This is a genomic window from Salinicola sp. CPA57 (assembly GCF_003206035.1).
Classification (GTDB): domain Bacteria; phylum Pseudomonadota; class Gammaproteobacteria; order Pseudomonadales; family Halomonadaceae; genus Salinicola; species Salinicola socius.
Map to the genome: position 1 here is coordinate 557,875 of NZ_PZJR01000003.1, position 23,222 is coordinate 581,096.

The following is a 23,222-nucleotide window of genomic DNA, read 5'->3' on the forward strand; positions in this document are numbered from 1 at the left end:
CTTCGTCGCTTCGAATCTATCCGAGTGTGGGAAGCTGACCCAATCCTCGTCAGCACCAGATCGGAATACGGATTCTTATGAGCCAGAGTCTTCAAACCCCAGCCTCCCGTCAGAAACAGTTCATGGACCTCTATCGGCAGGGTAAGCACAAACTCGCCATGACAGATGCCGAGAAACTGGTCCAGAACTATCCTGAGGATGCTTTCGCCTGGAAAGCACTGGGCAACTGTCAGCTACAGATTGCCCCCGATGAGGCCAAAGAGACACTTGAGAGAGCTTATTCGCTCGATCCCGACGACCCTTTAACGCTGACGGCACTGGCACGAGCCTGTTTCATGGCGGGAGAGAAGCAGCGTGCCCAGGCATTGCAAGCCCGCAGTATCGAACTCGACTCTGGCAACGCCCAAGCCCATTTTAACATGGGTCATATGCTCTATCAGATGGGATCCTATTCGGAGGCAGAAAAGTTCCTGTCGAGAGCCGAGGAGCTAGGCCACTCTCCTGCAGAAGTCCTGGCCATTCGCAGTGTGATCCTCTCGCTCCATTTCAAGTTCAAGGAAGGGCTGGAGGCACTGAACCGTCTTTATGCATTGAGGCCTCAAGATCCTACAGTGCATAACACACTCGGTAACTACCACAAGGATATGGCGGATTTCAGAAAGGCCGAGTGGCATTATCGAGAAGCCCTGCGCTTGAGACCAGACTATTCGGGTGCCTACTCCAACGAGATCCTGACCAAGCACTATGATCCGGAAGCTTCGGCAGAGAGCATCCTTCAGAAGTCGAAAAAGTGGAGCGCGCGTTTCAAGCCGCCCCAGACTTTTGATCATGGCGAGAAGAACACGTCCCCCAATCGCCGATTACGGGTGGGTCTGCTATCCGGAAACCTGCGTGCCCATCCGGTCGGCTGGATGATCAGTAGCGCCCTCGAGCAGCTACCGGACGATATTGAACTCCATGCCTACTCTGATACCGACACCGGAGACAATGATCCTATTGCCAAACGTATCAAGAAGTCCTGCGAGTGGAAGCCCGTTTATCACTTGAATCATCGCCAACTCGCCGAGAGAATCTTCGAGGACGATATCGACATTTTGATCGAGCTCGCCGGACATGGCGGTCTCAACCGATTGCCGACCGTCGACACGAAGCCGGCCCCCATCATTGTCAAATGGGTCGGCATGCAGATCAGTAGCATGGGCATTGATGCATTTGACTACTTCCTGAGTGACAGTCATGAAACCCCGGCAGGCGTCGACCACCTCTATACCGAAAAGCTCATCCGCCTGCCGGATGACTATATCTGCTATCAGCCACCGAGCGACAAGCCTGCCATAACCGCACTACCCTCGCTCACCAATGGCTACATCACCTTCGGCTGCTTCAACAACCCCGCCAAGGTAAACGACACTCTGCTAGCCGAGTGGGCAATTCTACTGCAACAGCTGCCGGGTAGCCGCCTATTCCTGAAAGGCGGTCAGTACAGCAGCGACGAAGTGTGCGAGCGCGTACTCACGACGCTGGAAAACCACGGCGTCGAGCGGTCGAGAGTCCTGCTGGAGGGCCCATCGCAGCACCAGGAGCTACTAAAGAGCTACAACCGTGTTGATATCGCGCTGGACACCTGGCCGTACTCCGGCGGTCTGACCACATGCGAAGCCCTGCTGATGGGCGTTCCCGTGATCACCCACACCGGCCCCACTTTCGCCGGCCGCCATAGCGCGACCCATCTATGCAACGCCGGCATGCCGGAATTGGTGACGGACAACTGGGACGACTACCGCAAGCGTGTGCTCGATCTCGCTTCGGACCTACCGAGTCTGGCAGTGATTCGAGCTGCGCTCCGCACTTATCTCGAGCAGTCGCCCATCTGCGATGCACCAAAATTTGGTCGCCACCTCCATAAAGCCTTGCGGGGTATCTGGCAACGCTACTGTGGGGACAAGGTACCGGCAGCCCTGACTTTCAACAAAGGCGGCCAAGCCTGGTTTGAAGACGAATCCAAGCCTTTGAAGCTGCCCGCATCGCTTCTCAAAGAGTTCGATTGGGATCTGGATAGCGCGATCACGATTTTGGATAACGGCTGCAATATCGCAAAACGCAACGACATCAAGGAATTGCTTGGTACTGGCCATGTAGCACTGCTGGTGTTTGATCCCGCCTGTGGACTTGACAATGCGAGTGAGTTATCTCAGTACGGTGAACTCCAGCACTTGCCTCAGGTCACGCTAGGCGATGGACAGCCCACCCCCGTGATACTCGATGGTGCGGGGGAAGAACCGGCAACCCTGGAGCCATTGAGAAGCACTGATACCGTCAGTCTTGAGGCATTCGATATTGCCAGCGTCTCCTTGGACAGCATCGAAGGCTTAGAAAGTATTGATTTGCTGGCGCTAGATGATCGACATGATAGTCTAAAAATCCTTAAGCATGGCGCCCAGGCACTAGCAGATGCACTTGTCCTGCAGGTCCAGATAAGATTCAATCCAATTTATAAAAAGCAGACAGAACTAGGTGACCTGACTCGATGGGCCAATGCAAACGGATTTCAATTTTACCGTTTTTATTCAGCTTCATACGCTGTCAGTGAGCAGGGTAAAGCATCGACCCAAGATTTTCGGGCGTCCCAGTTAATCAGTGCTGATGCACTGCTGATTCCAAGCGACTCTCGTCTATCCACCTTAAACGAGACACAAAAAACGAAGCTGGCATTTCTTACCCATCGTTTTTATGGAATTGAAGATTTCAAGGCCTCGTTGTCGTCATTCAATGACAAGATCGATGAAGACGATGATCGTGGGGCATTGACCGATGCCGAGGAAAGCGCTTCTCTCGCTCCCATCGATATCTTCTCGTTAATAAGCGAAGAGGACCCTCTGAATCAAGAAAAGGGCTCTTTCGTAGTCGATTTGGCAAATAACCTAAACCAACTCGACGGAAGTGTTATCGACAACTTGATTGAAAAATGCAAAAGCCTTCTTGAATGGCAAAAGGGCAATAATGCTGCATTTTTTATTCTCACCCATGCGCTGTTAGCGAGAAAAATCAGTACAGGTGGCAGAGAAAGAGCAGCATCCCTGGAAAGTCGTCTTGCAAAGGCAAATTGGACGCACAAGCATTCGCTCTATGACTACTGGTTGTCTCAGGAAAGTGTCCGAAACCATCGAGAACGCTTTGACATGGCGGCTATTGTTATAGCGAACCGATTCAAACCGGAAGTCGTACAAAATATTTCAAGGCTTCGCAAAGATGGAGGCGATGGCTTACAGATCATTTTTGTCAATAATGGTCGCCCAGACGAGGAATTCGAAGCGATAGAGCCTTGGGTCGATACTTGGCTAAAAACTTCTGGAAACGCAGGTGCTTATCTAGCGCGCAACATTGGAGCACTGTACAGCGATGCGCCCATACTTCTATTTGTCGATGATGATGGTATTCCTGAACCGGGTTTCATTGGCAGCCACATGAGGGCCCATGAAGAATGGGATATCGTCTCCTTGCGAGGCGTTTATCGTCAGCAATCAGACTCGACCGCCCCCAATCATTATTATCCTTCCGACAAGCCATTCCCGGCTCCTCCGGAGCTGGAAGGGAATGCTTCATTCCTGGCAAAAGCATTCTTCGAAGTGGGGGGATGGGGAGACTATATACTGTTCGGTCATGGCGGCGTGGACATCTCATACAGACTGACTCAAGCAGGATATCCTGCCCGAAAACAGGCTTATGACCCTGGTCCGGTGTTGATTCACGAATATCTTCGTGGCCAGGATCACGCTAGAGAAAAGCTCCGCAAGCAGGCGGACTCATGGATATTATTGAATATTTTACATTCGCAGATCGCGCGACACTTTTCTCTTCTTCAGGAGGCCAAGAGCCAAGGAATCATCAGCCGGGACTCTGCTAATCGCAAATCAAACGGCGAAGACACCCATACTTCTCCGAAAATCGATAGCGATATTTCAAAACATCAGAACGACAGCAAGAGAGAACTGATAGAACCCAAGGTTACCTTACCTCCAGAAGTAGAAAACTACATTACCGATATATACCAGAAAAGCTCTGTCATCCTTGAGTATGGAAGCGGCGGCTCCACGATCATCGCTGCTAAAATGTTCAACAAGCACATCACGTCTGTGGAGAACGATGCCGCTTGGGCTCGTAACATGGACCGCTATATCGAGTCAGCCGATCTCTTGTCGCGTCCAAGTATCATGCATGTCGATGTCGGCGAGACTGGTCTTTGGGCAAAACCCAAAAATGATGCAGAATGGCGAAATTTCCATCGATATCCCACTCACGTATGGCATCACGATGACTTCGTGCACCCGGATGTTGTTCTGATTGACGGCAGATTTCGGCGGGCGTGCTTTATAACGACTTTCTTGATGATCGAGAAGCCAACCATTGTGCTTTTCGATGACTATACAGATCGGCACTACTACCACGAGATCGAAAGATTGGCAGAGCCAACAGAGACCGTGGGCAGGATGGCACGCTTTGATCTCAAGCCTAACTCGCTACCGAGAAAACACTTGGCATGGATTTTGGATAATTACAACAAAGTGGCTTATGGAGCATCGTAGCAACGACAAGACTATGTCTGGCGGGCCCACCTGCATTTAATTCCGACGAACCCAGGCCGGCTCCGTAAAGCCGGCCTGGGGGCTGCGTGTTAACGAGAATGCCCACACTCACATGTAAGCCGTTGAAATCTTGATCAAAATGATAATTTTCAGTTTCAATCGAATATCAAGAACTGACGAGCCATTCCGCTCACTCGTATTCGACGCATCCAGCCTTAACTCCCCGAGACGGGCGTGCTCCGGTCGTCCGCCGGGAAGGTATCGGCCTCTTCGACCCGTGACGGCACCGCGCCGGGGTGAGCCGACTCCGGAGCCGCGGAGTCGGCGTGCGTCGTTCCGGTCTCGAACGCCTCCCTGAGCTCATCCTGTTCCGGCTTCATATCGATATTGCCGTGAAAGGCCGCACCGTCCTCCAGTACCAAGCCGGGCGCGTGGAGTTCGCCGTTGACCACTGCCCCCGCTTTCAGCGTGATCTTCTCGGCGGCGATCAGGATGCCGTCCACCCGACCTCTCACCGTTAGCTCCCTGGCCACCATTCGCCCTTCCACAATGCCGTCATTGCCGACGGTGACGCTGTGCTTTCGAAACAGAACGTTACCCATGATGCGGCCGTCGATGAGCAAGTCCTCATCGCCACTGATATCGCCATGTAGGGTCGTCTTGCCCCCAATTCTCGAAAGGCCATGGGTGGAGACTTTATTCTCGCCGGGCGCTGTCGAGGTTTCGGTGGCGCCGGGTGAAGGCGTCGGTTGTCGCGGGGTGTGACTGGATTTCTGAAACATGACACGGTTCTCTGTCGCTATCGGGTGGTGACAGATTCCCTTCGGGAGATCGCCACCTGTGTGATGGTAGATCGGCGAAAGGCGACACATCTTTACCCATTCGAAGCGTTGCTGACGACCGGCATCTTCAGTTTTGTTCTTCGACGCCGATAGCTATCGATAATCGACGCCGATCGTCGCGGAGCGGCAACCCTGGCGTGAGTGCCAGAACCAGTTTGGGAGTGGGAAGATATGGACTCGGGGGAGTGGCTTCTGCTCGGCGGTCTTGCCTGCTGTTTCCTGCTACTACTGGACGGCTATCGCCGGGCGGCCTGGCCCAGGCCGTCGTTCGTCCGAGCGACGAAACCTGGCGCTATTGAGTCTCCCGCCGACGCGTCATCACTCGAGGCTGTCACCTCTGAGCCCCCATCGAACACGTCTATACGAGCAGCGGAATCGACCGGGAGCAGTCTGATCGGCCGAACGGTCAACGTCCACGGTCGCCTCGAAACACAGGAGTCTCTTCGGATCGAAGGTGACGTCGAAGGAGACGTCCTCGCCCACCAACAACGCGTTCTGATCGGTCTCGACGCCAAGGTTTCCCTACGACTCAAATCTCGTGAACTTCATCTCGCGGGCGCATTTTCGGGCCGTCTGGATGTGTCGGACCGTGTCGTCATCGAAGCGGGCGCATGCCTCGAGGGTCACTTGACCACAACGAGCCTGCATTGCCTTGACGGGGCAATGTTGTTGGGAAGTTTCAGCATCGGCGGAAACAAGGTGGGCGCATCCCGTGCGGTGCCCGTCGCCGTTACCTCATCATGTCTTGAACCCGAGTTCCGGTAACGATAACGGAACTTGGACGATTAATCTCAGTGTCGATTCTGCGAGGAAGATGCTCATGCCCACCCCAATCGATTTGGCTTCATTCTATCTAAACTCGAACGCCGATCGCTCTCCCCGCCAACGACTGGAAACCTTGCTGGACCAGGCGGGTCTAGTTCAGCCGATTACGCACGGATCTTCTTCCGCGATACCAAACGACCCGGCTAAAGGTATCGGGTACTTGAGCGATCGAGTCAACGAACTCAACACTGCCATGACGCAATACGGTCTGCGTTTCGAGTTGAGTGAATTTGATAGCCGAGTCATCACCCAGGTTATCGATCGGGCCACGGGAGACATCATTCGCCAAATTCCTTCGGATGAGATGCTTCATATCGCGGAGGCTTTCGCAGAGTCACAGGGGCGATTGGTCGACGCCTCTGCCTGATATGCCGTCGTCGGTTTCCATCACTCGCACAATGGCCAGTGACCTCATACTCTGAAGTTACCGGACACGAATCAAGGATGTGCGTGAATGCCAACCCGCGTCATGAAATCACTGGGCCGTCTACTGCCAGCACTACTCGTTTGCGCTCTAGTCTCCGGCTGCACCACCTATGTCAATGCGCCGGACCGCGGTGTGCCCGATACGCCCCGCCAGCCCCACGATCTCGATTATCGCGTTGTCGAGGATCAGACCTACACACCACCGGATTGGCCGAAGCCACTGCAGGCAGATGTCTATCTGCCAGATACCGAAGGCGAAGCGCGACGGCCGGCGGTAATGATGGTTCATGGTGGCGGCTGGGAGGGTCGCTCGCGAGATGACATGACGCCGATCGCCGAGCGCTTCGTGCGGCGAGGTTATGTGGTGGTGAATGTGAGCTATCGTTTCGCGCCGGCGTATCGCTTTCCGGCACAGCTGCGTGACTTGCAGGTAGCGCGACGCTGGATCAATGCACATGCCGATCAATGGCGTGTCGATCCGCGGCGCATTGCCGGCTTCGGTTATTCCTCCGGCGCGCATCTGGTCAGCCTGCTGGCGCTGGTGGCGGGTACGGATAGCGAACTGGACGCCCCCTATGGCGGAAGCGATAGCGGCTTCGCGGCGGTGATATCCGGCGGTACGCCGGCGGATCTACGCCTGTGGGATAGCGGTCGGCTGCTGATTCAGTTGATGAACGGCACCGAGGCCGAGCGCCCCACCGCCTACGCCGAGGCATCGCCGATCTTTCACGTTCACCCCGATGCACCACCCTTCTTTCTGTTTCACGGCAGCTGGGACGATCTGGTGCCGCCCGAGCAGGCCGAAGCGTTCCTGCAGGCGCTCGAAAATGAGGGCAACCATGTCGAGCTGCTCTGGATGAACGGGCGCGGGCATATCACCACGTTCCTGTTTCGGGGAAGTGCCGAATCGGCGGCGCTGGATTTCCTGGCGCGCGAAATGCCGGCCTCGAATTCGAGTCCGTGACAGAGTGATGAGACGTAGCTGAGTGATGAGAGGTAGCTATGACGAGCACTCTCACGTACCCGGTCGAAATAGCTCGATCTCAAGACCATCGATATGGCGGTAATGGCGATCATTGGCCGTCATCAAAGTGATCCCTCGATCCAACGCCGTGGCTGCGATAAGGGTATCTGACATCTGCATGTTGTGACTCAAGGCATATTCTTCGGCAAGAAACATTGCTCGATCATCTCGCCATAGCCCATGGGCCGGATTGCGACCCTGGCCCTTGGCTCTGTCGTTGCGTTGCTCCCCCGACGTGGCAGCACCCTCCCAAGGAGACATGACAGCACTCGGCGTACCACGATGGTGATGACGATCTTTTCTCCTCGGGCTGTCGCCGCCATCAGCTCGCGCGTTCGTAACCGAAGATCTCGCGTAGACACTTGCATGGAGCTACTTCCTTCATCATAAGCCTACTTCAAAGTGTGCACATTGAAAGAAAACATAGAATGCTATGGCAAAAGTAGCTGGATCGATTTTTTCGGATCGCTCATCGACTTGCACCCGCCCCTGGCCGGATCAATAGTGGTACCGGCACTGGACGATAATGATCGCTTGCTCGGTCGGCTTGTACACCAGGCGATGCTCGCGATCGATACGCCTCGACCAATAACCGGACCAGCCATGTCTCAACGGTTCGGGATCGCCCAGGCCGGTATACGGCTGCCGCTGAATGTCCTTGATCAGCATATTGACCCGTTTCAGCGTCTTTTTGTCTGTGCTCTGCCTATAGAGATAGTCTTCCCACGCTTTCTCGGCCCACGTGAGCATCATTCTTCGATCAGCCCGTGCTCCTTGGCTCCACCGCTTTCAATTTCGGCGATGGCCTGGCTCAACCGCTCGGCATTTTTGGGGCTAGCCATCAGATAGGCGGTTTCCTCGTAGGACTTGAAGTCTTCCACCGACATGACGATGGCTGGCTTACCATTCTGGCGAGTAATCAGGATTGGCGCGTGATCGTCGTTGACTTTATCCAGCGTCTTGGCCAGATGACTGCGAAAGGCCGAATAGCTCAGCGTATCCATTGATCCTACCTCTCAGAATTTAACGTACGACATACTGTACATGTACAAAAATACGTACGCAATGGTGCTGCCACTCGAATCAGACTGCGAGCAGCGTGATTCCAGTCGCCCACCGACTTGCACCCGATCCCGACTACGCGCACCATTTAGCGCCCATATCCTATTCAACGATAAGCTTATTACCGGGAGCTGGACGACAACATGAGCCTTTGGCGCCGATTGACGGGAACCGATACGCGAGAGCAGATTCACTTCCGTGCCCGGCTGGCACGTTATTTTCCGATCTTCAGTTGGGCGCCCTACTACAATCGTCATCTCCTCAACGAGGACCTGGTCGCATCGATCATCGTCACGCTGATGGTGATTCCGCAGGCACTGGCTTACGCCATTCTGGCCGGGCTGCCGGCAATCACCGGCCTCTACGCCAGCATGCTGCCGCTCATCCTCTACTCGATCTTCGGCACCAGCCGCACCCTGGCCGTGGGGCCGATGGCGATCGTTTCGCTGATGACCGCCGCGGCGCTGTCTCCGCTGTTCGCCAGCGGCAGTGTGGCCTACAGCCAGGCCGCCACGACGCTTGCCATGCTGTCGGGGGTGATTCTCGCCGTCATGGGTCTACTGAGACTGGGATTCTTTGCCAACTTTCTCAGCCACCCGGTGGTCTCTGGCCTGCTGACCGCTTCCGGCGTATTGATCGCCGCCAGCCAGTTCGCGAGCCTGATCGGTATCGGCGGCTCGGGCTTCACGCTGATCGACCAACTTGCCCATCTGGTGACCCATCTCGGAGGGATTCACTGGCCCACGGCGGCGCTCGGCGCATTCGCCCTGGTGTTCCTGTTGCTGATGCGTCGGGCGGGTCCACTGCTGCGCAAGATGGGATTGCCAACCGGTGTCGCGACTTTCGTCGTGCGTCTGGGGCCGGTCATGGCGGTTGCGATCACCACCCTGGCCTCCTGGACGATGCACCTTCCTGCCATGGGCGTGAATGTGGTGGGAGACATCCCCGCGCACCTGCCGCCGCTCAGCGTGCCGTCATTCGAACCGGGGTTGCTGCGCGACCTGCTGTTACCGGCGTTTCTGATCAGCGTGGTCGGCTTCATCGAGTCCGTCTCGCTGGCACAGATGCTGGCCGCGCGGCGGCGTGAACGGATATCACCGGATCAGGAGCTGGTCGGCCTGGGTACCGCCAACCTTGCGGCGGCGTTTACCTCCGGCATGCCGGTGACGGGCAGCCTGTCGCGGACAGTGATCAACTTCGATGCCGGCGCCCGCACCCCTGCCGCCGGGGCATTCGCGGCGCTGGGCGTGGGTCTGGTGATCCTGTTTCTGACCTCGCTGATCGCTTATCTGCCGATCGCGACGCTGGCCGCCAGCATCATCGTGTCGGCGATGACGCTGGTCGATCTGCCCGGGCTCAGGCGAACCTGGCACTATTCGCGCAGCGACTTTGCGGCGATGGTGATCACGATCCTGCTGACGTTCGTCGAGGGCGTGGAAGCCGGCGTCATGGCTGGGGTGGGCGTATCGTTGGCGCTCTATCTCTATCGCACCAGCCGTCCCCATACCGCGGAAGTCGGCCGCCTTCCGGGCACCGAGCATTTCCGTAACATCCGGCGCCATGAAGCGGAAGTCGACGACGAGATCGCACTGCTGCGCATCGACGAAAGCCTATATTTCGCCAACGCTCGCTATCTCGAAGATACCGTCTACGGCCTGCTGGCCGACCGCGCCAACATGAAGCATCTGGTGCTAATCTGTTCGGCGGTCAACCTGATCGACGCCTCGGCGCTGGAAAGTCTGGAGGCGATCAACGCCCGGTTGAAAGACTCACAGGTCACCCTTCATCTCGCCGAGGTCAAGGGGCCGGTCATGGACAAACTCGGCAAGAGCGACTTTCTGGAACATCTGACAGGGGAGTCCTATCTTAGCACGTTCTCGGCCTGGACCGAGCTTCGCCATCGTCTGGACGCGGAACGGGCCGCACTGCTGGCAGCCGCCGAGTCCTCGAGCAAATCGTCGGACGAGACCTCGGATGAAGCCCCGACCAAGACGTCAGACCGTTGACGCGGCCTGACGCTCGCCGTGCTGGCGCTGCATGATCGGGAGAATCTCGTAACAGGCGCCCAGGGTCTGGCAGTCGGTTTTCGGTGCCGGGCTCTTCTCCCGGGAATAGCGGCGATTGTCCGCGGTCAGAATGCGGTACCAGGCGCCATGCTCATGATCGATCATGTGTTGCCAGCAGTAGTTGGCGATCTTGTCGTACCAGCGCCAGTAACGCGCCTCTCCCGTCAGGTCGCCGAGCATCGCGGCGACGGCCAGGCTCTCGGCCTGCACCCAGTACACCTTGTCGCGGTTGAGAGGCTGGCGGTTGAAATCCACCCCGCAGATCAGCCCGCCATGTCGAATATCCCACCCCTTCTCGATCGCTTCGATGAACAGACGCTTGGCCGTGGCGATCAGCCAGCTTTCCAGCGGGTAATGGCGCGCAAGGACGATCATCACTCTAACCCACGCCATCTGATGCCCGATCTGAAAGCCCCACGGTCGAAACAGATCGTCGGGCCGGTCACGGTGATAGGCGAAATCGATATGCCAGTCGCGATCGTAGTGCTCCCACAGCCAGCCATCGCCCATGGGGGCCAGCTTGTGCCATAGGGTACGAGCGATGGCGAGAGCCCGATCCCGAAAGGCGACATCGCCGGTCGCCTCGGAGGCGGCGATCAACGCTTCGCAGCTGCGCAGGTTGACGTTCTGGCCGCGATAACCACTCTGTTGCCAGTGATCGTCCGCTTCGGCGGCATACAGCTGCCAGTGGGGCTCGAAGAATCGCCGGGTCTGCAGGGCATGAACACGGTCGAGCCCGGTCCGCGCTTCGGTAACTCCCGCCTTCAACGCGGTCGCATAGGCCAGCATGATCGAAGCCAGCCCATAAGCGTGATGAGTCGTGTCATCGGGCTTTCCATGATCCAGCGTCCAGGCGTAGCCCTGAGTACGGGTCTGGTAGTGCTCGTCCTCGATGAACTTCAACCCGTGGCGCGCCCATCTCAACGCCTCGGGCGAACCGGTGTGGATCGCGGAACGGGCGTAGAGGATCACGTAACCGGCGCTGGAAACGAGGTGCCGATGGTGGCGGTTGTAGAGATGTCCATCGTCGGTGAGATAGTGATAGAACCCCGCTTGGGCGTCGATGCAGCGCGGGTGGTAGAACGCCATGGTTCGAGCGATATGCTGCTCGATTTGATGCGGCGTGGTCAGCGGCATGACGGCTCTCCTCGCGGGCTGAATCTTTCTTGATGAAGAACCTTTCTTGGACAAGCATCTCTCGACCAAACATCTCTCGACCAAGCCGCTCTTGACCAAGAATTTTTCCTGGCGAAAAAACCATGAAGGCGTCGGGCGCTTTCCAACCATTCTGATCGGCGATCCAGCGCGTCACAATGCGCCTCTCGTCGAGTACCGTCTGTGTCGACGGTGGCTTTATCGACACGTCACTGTCGATATTTTTCCTCAATATCGACAGAATTGAGGCAGCGATATTTTTCGATACCGACAGGCCTGCCGATGCCCCCGATATCCGACCGATCCCCCACCGCCCTCGAGGTCTATCAGCGTCTCAAGGCGGACGTCATCCGCGGCGCCTACGCGCCGCAGGAGAAGCTCTTGATGAGCCGACTCAAGACCCGCTACGGCACCGGCGTCGGCCCCTTGCGCGAGGCCTTGACCCGCTTGATCGGCGAGCGTCTGGTCACGGGCATCAGCCAACGCGGCTATCGTGTGGCGCCGATGTCGATCGCCGAGCTGGCGGCGATTTACGACGCCCGCGCAGAGCTGGAAGGCTTGCTGATACGGCTCGCCATCGAACGCGGCGACGATGAGTGGGAGGCGGCGATTCTTGCCCGCGCCCATACGCTGACCAAGATCACCCGGGTGCAGGATGGTGACGAGATGCTCGAGCGCTGGGATACCCGACATCAGGCGCTGCATGATGCGATGGTCGCAGGCTGTGGTTGCCTGCCATTGCTGCAGTCACGTGCCGCGCTGTTCGACCAGGCCCAGCGCTACCGCCACCTGTGGTTACGCCAGACCGTGTTCTCCCCACAGGCGCTCGCCAACAAGCATCGCGAACATCACGCTCTTCTCGATACGATCCTGTCCCGCGACGCCCCCGCCGCCGGCCGGCTGATGCGCGAGCACCTGATGACGCCGGTACCGATCATTCGGGAGAGGCTTCAGCAACAGGGCTGGGGCTAGATCGCTTACGCAAACTGCCTGCGCTCGCCGAGTTGCCGCGATACTCAACGGGCCAAGGCCAGATGCCACGTATCGATCAGGAGATCGCACCGGTCCGGCGCAGATTCGCCAATGCTTCGGCGTCCAACGCCAGCCAGTCGTGCAGTACGCTTTCCGTGTGCTCACCCAGGCGCGGGGGTGACACTAGAGACGTCATCCGTTGGCCATCCAGCGTGATCGGGCTGGCGACCAGCCGCGCCCGTTGTCCATCGTTCATGGTGCGCTCCACCACCATCCCGCGGTGACGTACCTGTGGATCGTCGAAGACCTGATCCAGCGTATTGATCGGCCCGCAGGGCACGCCGTGGGCTTCCAACAGTTCAAGCCATTCGTCGCGTGGCCGGGCCGCCAATCGTTCGCTCAGCAACGCCACCAACGGTTCGCGATGGGCAACCCGCTGCGAATTGGTGGCGAATCGCGGATCCACCGCCCACTCGGTCTCACCCAGCGCTTCGCACAGGTGCCGAAACTGGGCATCGTTACCCACGGTGACGATGAGATGACCGTCGGCGGCAGCGAAAGCCTGATACGGCACGATGTTGGGATGGGCATTGCCCATTCGCGGCGGTGTCTGTCCGCTGGTGAGATAGTTGAGCGCCTGGTTGGCGAGTACACCGACCTGGACGTCCAGCAGCGCCATGTCGATGTAAGCGCCCTCGCCGGTGGCATCCCGACGACGCAGCGCTGCGAGAATCGCGTTGGCGGCATAGAGGCCGGTGAAGATATCGGTGATCGCCACGCCCACCTTCATCGGTTCGCCGCCATGATCGTCAGGCTCGCCGGTCAGGCTCATCAGCCCGCCCATGCCCTGGATCAGGAAGTCGTAACCCGCTCGACCGGCGTAAGGGCCATCCTGACCGAAACCGGTAATCGAGCAGTAGATCAGATCCGGATTGAATCGCTTGAGGCTGACATGATCGAGCCCGTAGCCAGCCAGTCCGCCGGCCTTGAAGTTCTCGATCACGACGTCAGCCTTTGTCGCCAACTGGCGAACCAGCGCCTGCCCATCGGGCGTCGACAGATCGATGGCGACCGAGCGCTTGCCGCGGTTGGCGCTGAGGAAATAGGCCGATTGCTTCGTTTCCGATTCCTTACGGCTCTCTGCACTTTCCAGCCAGGGCGGCCCCCAGGCGCGGGTGTCGTCTCCTCGCCCGGGCCTTTCGACCTTGATCACCTCGGCGCCCAGATCCGCCAGCTGCTGCGTACACCAGGGCCCGGCCAGCACCCGCGAAAGATCCAGCACCTTCAGCCCGGCCAGGGGTTCGACGATTCCGTTCATCGCCGTCATCCGAAGGCCTGGATGCCAGTCTGGGCGCGGCCCAGAATCAGGGCGTGAACATCGTGCGTGCCTTCGTAGGTATTGACCGTCTCCAGATTGAGCATGTGGCGGATCACGCCGAATTCGAGGGAGATTCCGTTGCCGCCGTGCATGTCTCGCGCCATGCGCGCGATATTCAGCGCCTTGCCGCAGTGATTGCGCTTGATCAGCGAGATCATTTCCGGCGTGGCCTGGCCACTGTCGAGCAGTCGTCCGACGCGCAGGCAGGCCTGCAAGCCCAGGGCGATCTCGGTTTGCATGTCGGCCAGCTTGACCTGGACCAGTTGCGTGGCGGCGAGCGGCCGCCCGAACTGGCGGCGATCCAGCGTGTACCGACGCGCGGCGTGCCAGCAGAACTCGGCAGCCCCCATGGTCCCCCAGCCGATGCCGAAACGCGCCTTGTTGAGGCAACCGAACGGCCCGCCCAGCCCGGACGCGCCCGGCAGCAGCGCCGCTTCCGAGACGAAGACATCATCCAGCACGATCTCGCCGGTCACCGAGGCCCGCAGCGAAGCCTTGGCATTGATGGTTGGCGTGGAAAAACCCTCGGCACCGCGCTCGACCAGAAAGCCTTTGATCTTGCCCTCATGAGCGTCGGATTTGGCCCACACCACGGCCACATCGGCGATCGGGCTATTGGTGATCCACATCTTCTGGCCGCTCAAGCGATAGCCGCCATCGACCTTTGTTGCCCGCGTCTGCAGGCTGCCGGGATCGGAACCCGCGTTAGGTTCGGTCAGGCCGAAGCAGCCCACCATCTCGCCACTGGCAAGCTCCGGCAGAAATCGCTGCTTCTGCGCCTCGGTCCCGTAGGCCTCGATCGGATACATCACCAGCGAGGATTGAACGCTCATCCCCGAGCGATAACCGGAATCGACCCGCTCCACTTCCCGCGCGATCAGCCCGTAGGCCACGTGATTGGCACCCGCCCCGCCGTAGGCCTCGGAAACCGTCGCCCCCAGCAGGCCGAGCCCGCCCATTTCTCGCAGAATCTCGCGATCGAAGTTGTCCTTCTCGAAGGCCTCGAGCACCCGTGGCTGCAGGCGTTCCTGGCAATAGTCGCGCGCCAGCTGCTGAATCTGGCGCTCTTCGTCGCTGAGCTGCTGGTCGAGCAGGAAAGGATCGTCCCATTGAAAGCCGGACATGGCTGGCGCTCCTGGCATCGTTGATGCCGTTCGTCATGGAGCAACCACCATAGCGTCAATTATAATGTCGACACTATTGGCAAAATGTCTACGTTTTTGCCAGCACACTGCCCTTCTCGCCCGGCATCAGCTGCCAGTAGTGATCGCAGGTCGGCAGCGCCAGGCGATCATGGCCCAGTAACAGGGCCGTACGGCCGGCAAGCCAGCCATCCAGCGTTGCCTTGAGCGTCGCCGCAGTGTCGGCGTCCAGCCCGCTAAGCGGCTCATCCAGGATCACCAGTGGCGAGTTACGCAGCATCACCCGGGCCAGTGCCACGCGCCGCGCCTGTCCGCCGGAGAGCTGGCGCCCCTGCTCGCCGACCCAGGTCTCCAGCCCTTCCGGCAGCGCCTCAGTCCAGGTCTTGAGCTCGACGCGCTCGAGCACATCCCAGAGCTGCAGATCACTGGCATCCGGATCGCCCATGCGCAGATTCGCGGCCAGCGTGTCGTGGAACAGCTCGCTGCGCTGAGTGAGATAGCCGATTCGCGCCCTTAGCGACTCGGGAGCGATAGCGGCAAGATCCTGATGCGAGAACTCGACGCATCCACGCTGTGGATCGAAGGCGCGCACCGCCAACTGCGCCAGTGTCGACTTGCCAATGCCCGAGGCGCCGATGATGCCGATACGCTGGCCCGGTTCGATGGCGAGATTCAGATCGCTGAACACCGCTCGAGAACCGTGAACCACCTCGACGTTCCGGTAGTTCAGCGACGGTGCGGCACCGCTCGATGTCGATGGCGCGTCTTGCAGCTTCGAACCCGTCAGCGGCGTTTTCAGCTCGGCCTGGGTGTTGAGTCGCTCCGCTGCCCTGACCGTCGCCCCCAGTTGCGTGAAAGCCATCGGCAGATTCGCCAGACCCTCGCTTACGGCGAGCGTGCCTAGCGCCAGCATCACCATCACCGGGCCACTCACGGCGCCACTCCGAAAGGCTTCGAGCCCCAACAGCAGCACCGCTACCGTCGCCAGCTGAATGCCCAGGGTGACGACGAGATTGCCCGTCGCCGTGCGCCGGCCGAGCAAGCGCTGGTCATAGAGGAGCGCCTGTTCTTCCCGTTGCCAATGCCGGCGATGAGTGTCCAGCGCCTGATAGGCACTCAGTTCCGCCAGTCCCTCGACCTGTTCGATCGCCCGCACCCGCAGCCGTTCCTGACGGTCGACCCGGCGGTGACTCGCCTGCCAGCCCCAACAGGCACATCCGGCGGTAGCGACAAGCCCCAGCGGCAGAAGAATGGCGAGCAGCACCACGCCGGCGACGGGCAGAAACACGGCCGCAAAAGCCGCAAACGCCACGATGCTGATGAACGCCACCAGCGGCGGTGCCAGCAGCCGTAGATAGAGGTTATCGAGGGTGTCGATATCCGCCGTCAGCCGATTGAGCCACTGCGAAGCGCGGGCACTCGCCAGCGTGCGGGCGTCCAGGGCGACCAGTCCCGCGAACACGCGCCCCCTCAGGTCGGCAAGCAGTCTCAGTATCGTATCGTGATTGTAGAGCCGCTCCAGATAGCGGCTGCCGGTCCGCGAGACGGCAAAGAAGCGGATCCCGCTACCCGGCGTGAACACGTCCAGATAACCCGACGCGCTGGCCGCCGCGATCGCGGTGGCGGTAATGAACCAGCCGGAAAGCGTCAGCAGACCCAACGCGCTGAGCAGCGTCGCGAGCATCAGCAGTGCGCCGATCAGCAGACGGCCACGGCGCTCGGCCAGTAAACCGAGCCACGGGCGCAGTGACATCAGTGCCTTCATGAATTCATCTCCCGGGCAGAGGTCGAACGCTCGACTCGGGACAGGCGGCCCCGCTCTATCGCGAACACGCGGCCGGCCATCGCCATGATCGCCGGGTGGTGGGTGGCAACGATCAGCGTTCGCCCGCTCGCCGCCAACCGGGTCAGCCCGGCGATCACATGACGCTCGGTTTCCGGGTCCAGCGCCGCCGTCGGTTCGTCCAGCAGCACCAGTCTCGCCGGCGAGAGGAACACGCGCGCCAGCGCCAGACGTTGCCCTTCGCCGCCGGAGAGGCCGATTCCCCGTTCGCCCAGCGGCGTGTCGAGACCCGCCGGCGCCGAGGCCAGCCAGGGCGTCAAGCCTGCCTGGGTCAACGCGCTGCGGAGCGCCTCGTCACTGGCACTCGGTGCGACCAGTCGCAGGTTCTCGGCCAGCGTGCCCTGGATGATCAGCGGACGCTGATCGAGCCAGGCAATGGCCGGATCGCGCTTGACTCGAACCGTTCCCGCGCTCGGCGCGATGAATCCGGCGACCAGCTGCAGCAGGCTCGATTTGCCGCTGCCGGAAGGGCCGATCAGCGCCACCACCTCGCCGGCAGCGATATGCAGCGACAGCGGCCCGAGGATTCGATCGCGACCTGCATGCCGCAACTCGACATCGACAAGCGTGACGGCACCCGGCACGACCGCCTTCCCTTCACCCGCATCTCGCTCCTGCGACGACCGCTCCGAAGCGATATCCTCGTCGGCCGTCGGCTCGAGCAGCGCCACCAGCCCTTGGGCGGCACCCAAGGCGGAGGCGCGATCGTGATAATGCTGGGAGAGCGTGCGCAGCGGCTGGAAGAACTCCGGCGCCAGCAGCAGAATGAACAGCCCGCTGAACAGATCGAGCTGCTCGGCCGGCCCATACTGGATGTAACCCAGCAGCCCCAGACCGATGTAGATAGCGACGACGGCCACCGACACCGCGGCGAAGAACTCGAGTACTGCCGAGGAGAGGAATGCTACCCGTAGCGTCTTGAGACTGCGCCGCCGATAGTCATGCGCGACGTCGCTGACTTCTTCGACGCTACGCTCGGCCAGCCCGAAGAGCTGGAGTGTCGTGATCCCGCGAACGCGGTCGAGGAAATGGCCGGAAAGCCGGGTGACGGCCTGAAACTGCGCCTCGTTGAGTCGCTGTGCGCCCATTCCGATCAGCGCCATGAATAGCGGAATCAACGGCGCCGCGATCAACAGCCAGATCGCCGCCAGCCAGTTGAGCCAGAACACCACTACGAGATAGATCAACGGAATCAACGCCGCCAGGATCATCTGAGGCAGGAAACGCGAATAGTAACCTTCCAGCGACTCGACCTGATCCACCAGCTGGCTGGCCAGGCCGGCGCTGTGGCGAGAGGCCAGGCGCACCGGCCCCAGCTGTTGCAGACGTGCCAGCAGCCGCGAGCGGACCTGCTGCTTGACTTGCAGGCCGCAAGCCTGACCGTAGACCTCCTGCCCCCACTGCGCCAGGGCACGGACAGCGATGGCGGCGACCATCAGCGCGACGCCGCCCGCGACCTCGACGAGTTCAGCCTGGCTCGACACCACGCGATCGACGACCCAGGCCAATGCCCCCATCTGGATCAAGGTAGCGAGACCCGCCAGCAGACCGCAACCGACGGCGCCTCGATACCAGGGCCGGATATCGGCCACCTGCTGTTTTAGCCACGTTCTCGAGGCCTTCGCGCTTGAAGCGTCCGAGTTGGCGGTGTCCGAGTATGCAGTACTAATGCGTGACGGATCCTGGGTTCGCCTGGCGGCGCTCAATGGTAGCCCTCGCCCACGCGAACCTTGCCACGGAAGACCCAGTAGGACCACGCGGTGTAGGTCAGGATGATTGGCACCACGAACAGCACGCCGATCAGGATGAAGAACTGGGATTCCGGCGCGGAAGCTGCATCCCATAGCGTGTAGTCCGGCGGAATGACATAGGGCCAGCGGCTCACCAGCAGCCCCAGGTAGGTGAAGATAAACAGGCCCAGCGTCAGCAGAAAGGCTAGACCTTCCCGGTGCCGACGAGTCGCCATGTAGATGCCTACCGCGCACAGCAACGCTGCGAACGGCAGCAGCCAGATCACCTGCAGATGGTTGAACCAGCGATCGAAGACGCCCGAATCGATCCATGGTGTCCACAGACTGACGATGACGAATACCACCAGCACGCCGATCAACAGTTTGGGGATCAATCCTCGCGCCCATTCGCGGACGTGACCTTCCGATTTCAGCACCAGCCAGGTGGCGCCCAGCAGCGTATAACCCACTACCAGCCCGATGCCGGTCAGGATCGAGAACGGGGTCAGCCAGTCGAACGCCCCGCCGGTATAGACCCGATCGGCGGTCTCGAAGCCCTGGATATAGGCGCCCACCACGCAGCCCTGCGCAAATGCCGCCACGAAGGAACCGCCGGAGAATGCGGCATTCCACCAGCGCCGGGTCCGTTTGGACTTGAAGCGGAACTCGAACGCGACCCCACGGAAGATCAGCCCGGCCAGCATCAGGAAGACACCCAGATAGAGCGCCGGCAGCAGAATGGTATAGACCAGCGGGAACGCTGCGATGAGACCGGCGCCGCCCAGAACCAGCCAGGTTTCGTTGCCGTCCCAGATCGGCGCGACGGAGTTCATCATCACGTCGCGAGCGTCCTCGTCCGGGGCGAACGGAAACAGGATTCCCAGCCCCAGATCGAATCCGTCCATCAGCACATACATGATGACGCTGAAGGCCAGAATGACGGCCCAGATCAGCGAAAGATCGTACATTTCCATGGGCTCAGCTCCTGGACGATGCGGTGGTGCCATCGAAAGGCACGTGGGTGGCGGACATCGGACGCGAGGGGCGATCGACATCGTGAACTTCCTCGTCATCTTCGAGCTCACCCAGGCCCTGGCGCACGACCTTGAACAGGTAGTAGACCCCGGCGCAGAAGATCACCGCGTAGACCGCGACGTAGCCGATCAGCGTCGCCAGCACCATCCACCCGGTAAGCGACGGCGTCACCGCATCGGCGTAGGAAAGCACGCCGTAGACCAGCCACGGCGAGCGGCCGATCTCGGTCACGAACCAGCCGGCCGTCACCGCCAGAAACGGCGATATGCTCATGACCTGCAGAACGTGCAGGAACCAGCGCTGGGTATAGAGTTTCCCGCCCCGACGGAGCACCAGACCCGTCACCGCGCAGGCAATCATCAGAAGTCCCAGCGCAACCATCACCCGGAAGCTGTAGAACACGATCCAGACCGGCTGCTGCTGCTCGACGGGAATCTCCTTGAGGCCTGGCACCACGCCATCGACATCGTGACGCAGGATCAGGCTTGCGCCGTTGGGGATACCGATCTCGACGCGGTTGGCCTGAAGCTCGCGGTCCGGCAGCGCAAACAGCAACAGCGGCACGTTGGACTGGGTTTCCCAGTTACCTTCCATCGCCGCGATCTTCATCGGCTGGTGCTCGAGCGTATTGAGACCGTGCTCGTCACCCACGAACGCCTGAAGCGGTGCCAGAATCAGCAGCAGCCACATGGTCATCGACAGCGCGCGTTTGTGTGCTGCGACATCACGCCGACGAAGCAGGAACCAGGCGCTGACGCCACACACCACGAAGCCACCGGTCAGGAACGCCGCCAGCGCCATATGCGCAAAACGGTACGGGAACGACGGGGAGAAGATCGCCTCCATCCACGAGGTCACGTGCACCACACCCTCGCGAATTTCGTAGCCCTGAGGTGTCTGCATCCAGCTGTTGGTTGCCAGAATCCAGAAAGCCGAGATGAACGTGCCGATCGCGACCATCAGCGCGGCGAAGAAATGCACCGACGGCGAGACCCGATGACGCCCGAACAGCAGCACGCCGAGGAATCCCGCCTCGAGGAAGAACGCGGTGATGACTTCGTAGCTCAGCATCGGCCCGATGAAGTTCGAAGCGAACTGGGAAAAATTGCTCCAGTTGGTGCCGAACTGGAATGCCATGACGATGCCGGATACCACGCCCATGCCGAAGACGACAGCAAAGATCTTGGTCCAGAAAAGTCCCAGACGATCCCACACCGAGTTGCCGGTCGCGACGAAAAGCCCCTGCAGCAGGGCGACGTAGGACGCCAACCCGATCGTGAAGACCGGAAATATGGCATGGAATGTGACCACGAACGCGAACTGCATTCGTGATAGCAGGATAGGATCTAGCTCCATGGCGGACTCCTCGAAAGCGCCCGGGCAGCGAATCCCTTCTGCCCCGACGGCCGGTGCTCCATCGTTTTATTTACCCGCCGCCCGGCCGTTGCAGCCGTTCGACTGACGCCATCATAGGCTCGGCGCTCATGACCGCCGCCGTGTCCAGATGTCGCACGCCAGCACGAACGTTCTCGTTGAGGCGCTCTAGTCAACCTAGGCAATCATGCCGAAAGTCGCCAACCACGTGGGTTTCTGGCCTGCGAGAATGGCTTTCAGGTGGCCGTTACGAGATCGCGGCGACACGCCCCGCTGCGACAATCTGTCAGCCTGACGTCACGTCGGAAACGACGTAGCCATCCGCTTTCGATGCCTTGGAGAGGCTTTGAGACGTTGTTTGCAGGCCATTCTGGACAGGTTTTCGATCGAGGCTATGCCAGGCTTTGGTCAAATAGTCATACAAAGTCAATTCGCGTACTCTCCTAATGACTAACGCGCTACTTGATACTTCAGGCGCATATTTCCTTGCTCGCGAGGCGCTTCGTGACCGACCCCGCCACTTCGACGTCCAGATCGCCTTCGACAGCTGCCGCACAAGCCACGCCGGCGGGACCCGTGCCGGCACTGTGGATGCTGGTCCTGATCACGCTGGCCGGTACGCTGGCCATGCATATCTTCGTGCCGGCGCTGCCCATTGCCGGCGAGGCTCTCGGCGCCGACAACGCCGAGATGCAGCTGACCATCAGTCTTTACATCCTGGGACTGGCGATCGGCCAACTCTTCTACGGGCCGCTATCCGATGCCCTGGGCAGACGGCCTGCGCTGATGCTGGGCATGCTGATCTACAGCGTCGCGGGGGTCGTCGCCTGGCAGGCACAGAGCGTCGAGACGCTGATCACGGCAAGGTTCTTTCAGGCTTTCGGCGGATGTGCCGGGCTGGCGCTGGGACGTGCCATGATCCGCGACACGGCGGCACCGGACCGCGCCGTGCAGCGCCTGGCCGTACTCAACCTGGTGGTTGCCATCGGCCCGGCCATGGCCCCGCTGGTCGGCAGCCTGCTGACCACCACCCTGGGCTGGCGAACCGTGTTGCTGGCGCTCTGTCTGATGGGCGTCGGCAACCTGCTGTTCGTGTGGCGGCTGATGCCGGAGACGGCGCGGCCCAGCGGACGTGTCGACCTGCCCAACCTCGCCCATGAATATCGCACCCTGCTTCGCTCCCCGGCCTTCATCGGCTACGCCATCGGTGGCGGCTGCGTCACCACCGCGATGTTCGCCTTCGTGGCCTCGGCGCCGTTCATCTTCGTCGAACAGCTGGGCAAGCCGGCAAGCCACGTGGCCTACTATCTCTCGCTGCTGATCCTGAGCATCTCGCTCGGCAACTTCATCACCAACCGCACCATTCATCGCATCGGCCTGGTTCGACTGATGCTGTCGGCAAGCCTTCTGAGTCTGGCCGGCGGGATCTCGATGCTGGTCATCGTGCTCGCTGGCTGGGCGTCGGTCGTCACGCTCGAGGCGTCGATGCTGCTGTTCACGTTCGGCGTGGGCATGACCGGGCCCACCGCGCTGACGCTGGCCGTCGGCATCAACCCCAGGGTCGTGGGTTCGGCTGCCGGCCTCTACGGATTCGCACAGATGGGAATTGGTGCGCTCTGCACCGGACTGGCGGGGTTGGGAGACAACCCCGCTCAGGCGGCGGCGATAGTGCTCGCCATCGCCGCCGTCATCGGTCAGCTCGCGCTCAGAACCGCGTTGCGATTCGATCGCCAGGAAGGACCGAATCGCAGGTAGCGCACCGCGA

18 protein-coding genes are annotated in these 23,222 nt (G+C 60.1%); 7 read left to right on the forward strand and 11 right to left on the reverse strand.

The window, feature by feature from the left end; all coding sequences use genetic code 11:
* Positions 1–77: 77 nt before the first annotated feature.
* A complete protein-coding gene (locus DOM36_RS04825; protein WP_110641603.1) occupies positions 78–4,583 on the forward strand; it encodes a glycosyltransferase in 4,506 nt (1,501 codons plus the stop codon).
* 215 nt (positions 4,584–4,798) lie between these two features.
* Here the strand turns inward: DOM36_RS04825 and DOM36_RS04830 are convergent, their stop codons facing one another.
* Complete coding sequence (locus DOM36_RS04830; RefSeq protein ID WP_157958559.1) at positions 4,799–5,365, reverse strand: polymer-forming cytoskeletal protein; 567 nt, start codon at positions 5,363–5,365, stop codon at positions 4,799–4,801.
* A 231-nt stretch (positions 5,366–5,596) separates the two neighbouring features.
* Here DOM36_RS04830 and DOM36_RS04835 point away from each other — a divergent pair, with 231 nt between their 5' ends.
* From DOM36_RS04835 to DOM36_RS04845, 3 genes are all read left to right on the forward strand, one after another.
* Entirely contained in the window at positions 5,597–6,190 is a 594-nt protein-coding gene (locus tag DOM36_RS04835) for a polymer-forming cytoskeletal protein (RefSeq protein ID WP_110641607.1), read from the forward strand.
* Positions 6,191–6,245: 55 nt separating this feature from the next.
* A complete protein-coding gene (locus DOM36_RS04840) occupies positions 6,246–6,617 on the forward strand; it encodes a flagellar protein FlaG (RefSeq protein ID WP_157958560.1) in 372 nt (123 codons plus the stop codon).
* 87 nt (positions 6,618–6,704) lie between these two features.
* Entirely contained in the window at positions 6,705–7,640 is a 936-nt protein-coding gene (locus DOM36_RS04845; protein WP_110641609.1) for an alpha/beta hydrolase, read from the forward strand.
* Between the two features lie 51 nt (positions 7,641–7,691).
* Here the strand turns inward: DOM36_RS04845 and DOM36_RS04850 are convergent, their stop codons facing one another.
* The 3 genes from DOM36_RS04850 to DOM36_RS04860 form a co-directional block, all read right to left on the reverse strand.
* The gene (locus tag DOM36_RS04850; protein ID WP_198651197.1) at positions 7,692–7,856 is read right to left on the reverse strand and encodes a hypothetical protein; all 165 of its coding nucleotides are present in this window, start codon (positions 7,854–7,856) and stop codon (positions 7,692–7,694) included.
* 342 nt (positions 7,857–8,198) lie between these two features.
* A complete protein-coding gene (locus tag DOM36_RS04855; protein WP_110641610.1) occupies positions 8,199–8,453 on the reverse strand; it encodes a Txe/YoeB family addiction module toxin in 255 nt (84 codons plus the stop codon).
* Complete coding sequence (locus DOM36_RS04860) at positions 8,450–8,704, reverse strand: type II toxin-antitoxin system prevent-host-death family antitoxin (RefSeq protein WP_075570979.1); 255 nt, start codon at positions 8,702–8,704, stop codon at positions 8,450–8,452. Before DOM36_RS04860 ends, DOM36_RS04855 begins: the two co-directional genes overlap by 4 nt.
* A gap of 201 nt (positions 8,705–8,905) precedes the next feature.
* Between DOM36_RS04860 and sulP the strand changes: the two genes are divergently transcribed.
* On the forward strand, positions 8,906–10,768 hold the full coding sequence (gene sulP / locus DOM36_RS04865) for a sulfate permease (protein ID WP_083941916.1): 1,863 nt from the start codon (positions 8,906–8,908) through the stop codon (positions 10,766–10,768).
* Here sulP and DOM36_RS04870 read toward each other — a convergent pair.
* The gene (locus DOM36_RS04870; RefSeq protein ID WP_110641612.1) at positions 10,757–11,965 is read right to left on the reverse strand and encodes an AGE family epimerase/isomerase; all 1,209 of its coding nucleotides are present in this window, start codon (positions 11,963–11,965) and stop codon (positions 10,757–10,759) included. The two genes, sulP and DOM36_RS04870, sit on opposite strands and share 12 nt — an antisense overlap.
* 300 nt (positions 11,966–12,265) lie before the next feature.
* On the opposite strand from DOM36_RS04870, the gene csiR reads away from it, so the two are divergent.
* The gene (gene csiR, locus DOM36_RS04880; protein WP_110641616.1) at positions 12,266–12,955 is read left to right on the forward strand and encodes a DNA-binding transcriptional regulator CsiR; all 690 of its coding nucleotides are present in this window, start codon (positions 12,266–12,268) and stop codon (positions 12,953–12,955) included.
* Positions 12,956–13,031: 76 nt separating this feature from the next.
* Here the strand turns inward: csiR and DOM36_RS04885 are convergent, their stop codons facing one another.
* The 6 genes from DOM36_RS04885 to DOM36_RS04910 form a co-directional block, all read right to left on the reverse strand.
* Complete coding sequence (locus DOM36_RS04885; RefSeq protein ID WP_110641619.1) at positions 13,032–14,273, reverse strand: CaiB/BaiF CoA-transferase family protein; 1,242 nt, start codon at positions 14,271–14,273, stop codon at positions 13,032–13,034.
* A 5-nt stretch (positions 14,274–14,278) separates the two neighbouring features.
* The gene (locus tag DOM36_RS04890; protein ID WP_110641621.1) at positions 14,279–15,457 is read right to left on the reverse strand and encodes an acyl-CoA dehydrogenase; all 1,179 of its coding nucleotides are present in this window, start codon (positions 15,455–15,457) and stop codon (positions 14,279–14,281) included.
* Between the two features lie 88 nt (positions 15,458–15,545).
* Entirely contained in the window at positions 15,546–17,240 is a 1,695-nt protein-coding gene (gene cydC, locus DOM36_RS04895; protein WP_110641623.1) for a thiol reductant ABC exporter subunit CydC, read from the reverse strand.
* Positions 17,237–18,910: a thiol reductant ABC exporter subunit CydD gene (cydD, locus tag DOM36_RS04900; protein ID WP_110641625.1), complete on the reverse strand. Its 1,674-nt coding sequence runs from the start codon at positions 18,908–18,910 to the stop codon at positions 17,237–17,239. Before cydD ends, cydC begins: the two co-directional genes overlap by 4 nt.
* A gap of 110 nt (positions 18,911–19,020) precedes the next feature.
* Positions 19,021–20,022 carry a cytochrome d ubiquinol oxidase subunit II gene (cydB, locus tag DOM36_RS04905; RefSeq protein WP_075570972.1) on the reverse strand — a complete coding sequence of 334 codons (1,002 nt, stop codon included), beginning with the start codon at positions 20,020–20,022 and terminating at the stop codon, positions 19,021–19,023.
* 4 nt (positions 20,023–20,026) lie between these two features.
* Entirely contained in the window at positions 20,027–21,439 is a 1,413-nt protein-coding gene (locus tag DOM36_RS04910) for a cytochrome ubiquinol oxidase subunit I (protein ID WP_110641627.1), read from the reverse strand.
* Positions 21,440–21,961: 522 nt separating this feature from the next.
* On the opposite strand from DOM36_RS04910, the gene DOM36_RS04915 reads away from it, so the two are divergent.
* A complete protein-coding gene (locus DOM36_RS04915; RefSeq protein WP_198651198.1) occupies positions 21,962–23,212 on the forward strand; it encodes a multidrug effflux MFS transporter in 1,251 nt (416 codons plus the stop codon).
* Positions 23,213–23,222: the final 10 nt, after the last annotated feature.

What these genes read in the sequence shown, in the direction of transcription:
- cydB (WP_075570972.1), bottom strand. Translation starts at nt 20,022, where the DNA reads ATGGAAATGTACGATCTTTCGCTGATCTGGGCCGTCATTCTGGCCTTC.
- cydC (WP_110641623.1), bottom strand. Translation starts at nt 17,240, where the DNA reads ATGAAGGCACTGATGTCACTGCGCCCGTGGCTCGGTTTACTGGCCGAG.
- DOM36_RS04885 (WP_110641619.1), bottom strand. Translation starts at nt 14,273, where the DNA reads ATGAACGGAATCGTCGAACCCCTGGCCGGGCTGAAGGTGCTGGATCTT.
- DOM36_RS04845 (WP_110641609.1), top strand. Translation starts at nt 6,705, where the DNA reads ATGCCAACCCGCGTCATGAAATCACTGGGCCGTCTACTGCCAGCACTA.
- DOM36_RS04855 (WP_110641610.1), bottom strand. Translation starts at nt 8,453, where the DNA reads ATGATGCTCACGTGGGCCGAGAAAGCGTGGGAAGACTATCTCTATAGG.
- DOM36_RS04910 (WP_110641627.1), bottom strand. Translation starts at nt 21,439, where the DNA reads ATGGAGCTAGATCCTATCCTGCTATCACGAATGCAGTTCGCGTTCGTG.
- DOM36_RS04835 (WP_110641607.1), top strand. Translation starts at nt 5,597, where the DNA reads ATGGACTCGGGGGAGTGGCTTCTGCTCGGCGGTCTTGCCTGCTGTTTC.
- DOM36_RS04870 (WP_110641612.1), bottom strand. Translation starts at nt 11,965, where the DNA reads ATGCCGCTGACCACGCCGCATCAAATCGAGCAGCATATCGCTCGAACC.
- DOM36_RS04825 (WP_110641603.1), top strand. Translation starts at nt 78, where the DNA reads ATGAGCCAGAGTCTTCAAACCCCAGCCTCCCGTCAGAAACAGTTCATG.
- sulP (WP_083941916.1), top strand. Translation starts at nt 8,906, where the DNA reads ATGAGCCTTTGGCGCCGATTGACGGGAACCGATACGCGAGAGCAGATT.
- DOM36_RS04840 (WP_157958560.1), top strand. Translation starts at nt 6,246, where the DNA reads ATGCCCACCCCAATCGATTTGGCTTCATTCTATCTAAACTCGAACGCC.
- DOM36_RS04850 (WP_198651197.1), bottom strand. Translation starts at nt 7,856, where the DNA reads ATGTTTCTTGCCGAAGAATATGCCTTGAGTCACAACATGCAGATGTCA.
- DOM36_RS04890 (WP_110641621.1), bottom strand. Translation starts at nt 15,457, where the DNA reads ATGTCCGGCTTTCAATGGGACGATCCTTTCCTGCTCGACCAGCAGCTC.
- DOM36_RS04830 (WP_157958559.1), bottom strand. Translation starts at nt 5,365, where the DNA reads ATGTTTCAGAAATCCAGTCACACCCCGCGACAACCGACGCCTTCACCC.
- DOM36_RS04860 (WP_075570979.1), bottom strand. Translation starts at nt 8,704, where the DNA reads ATGGATACGCTGAGCTATTCGGCCTTTCGCAGTCATCTGGCCAAGACG.
- csiR (WP_110641616.1), top strand. Translation starts at nt 12,266, where the DNA reads ATGCCCCCGATATCCGACCGATCCCCCACCGCCCTCGAGGTCTATCAG.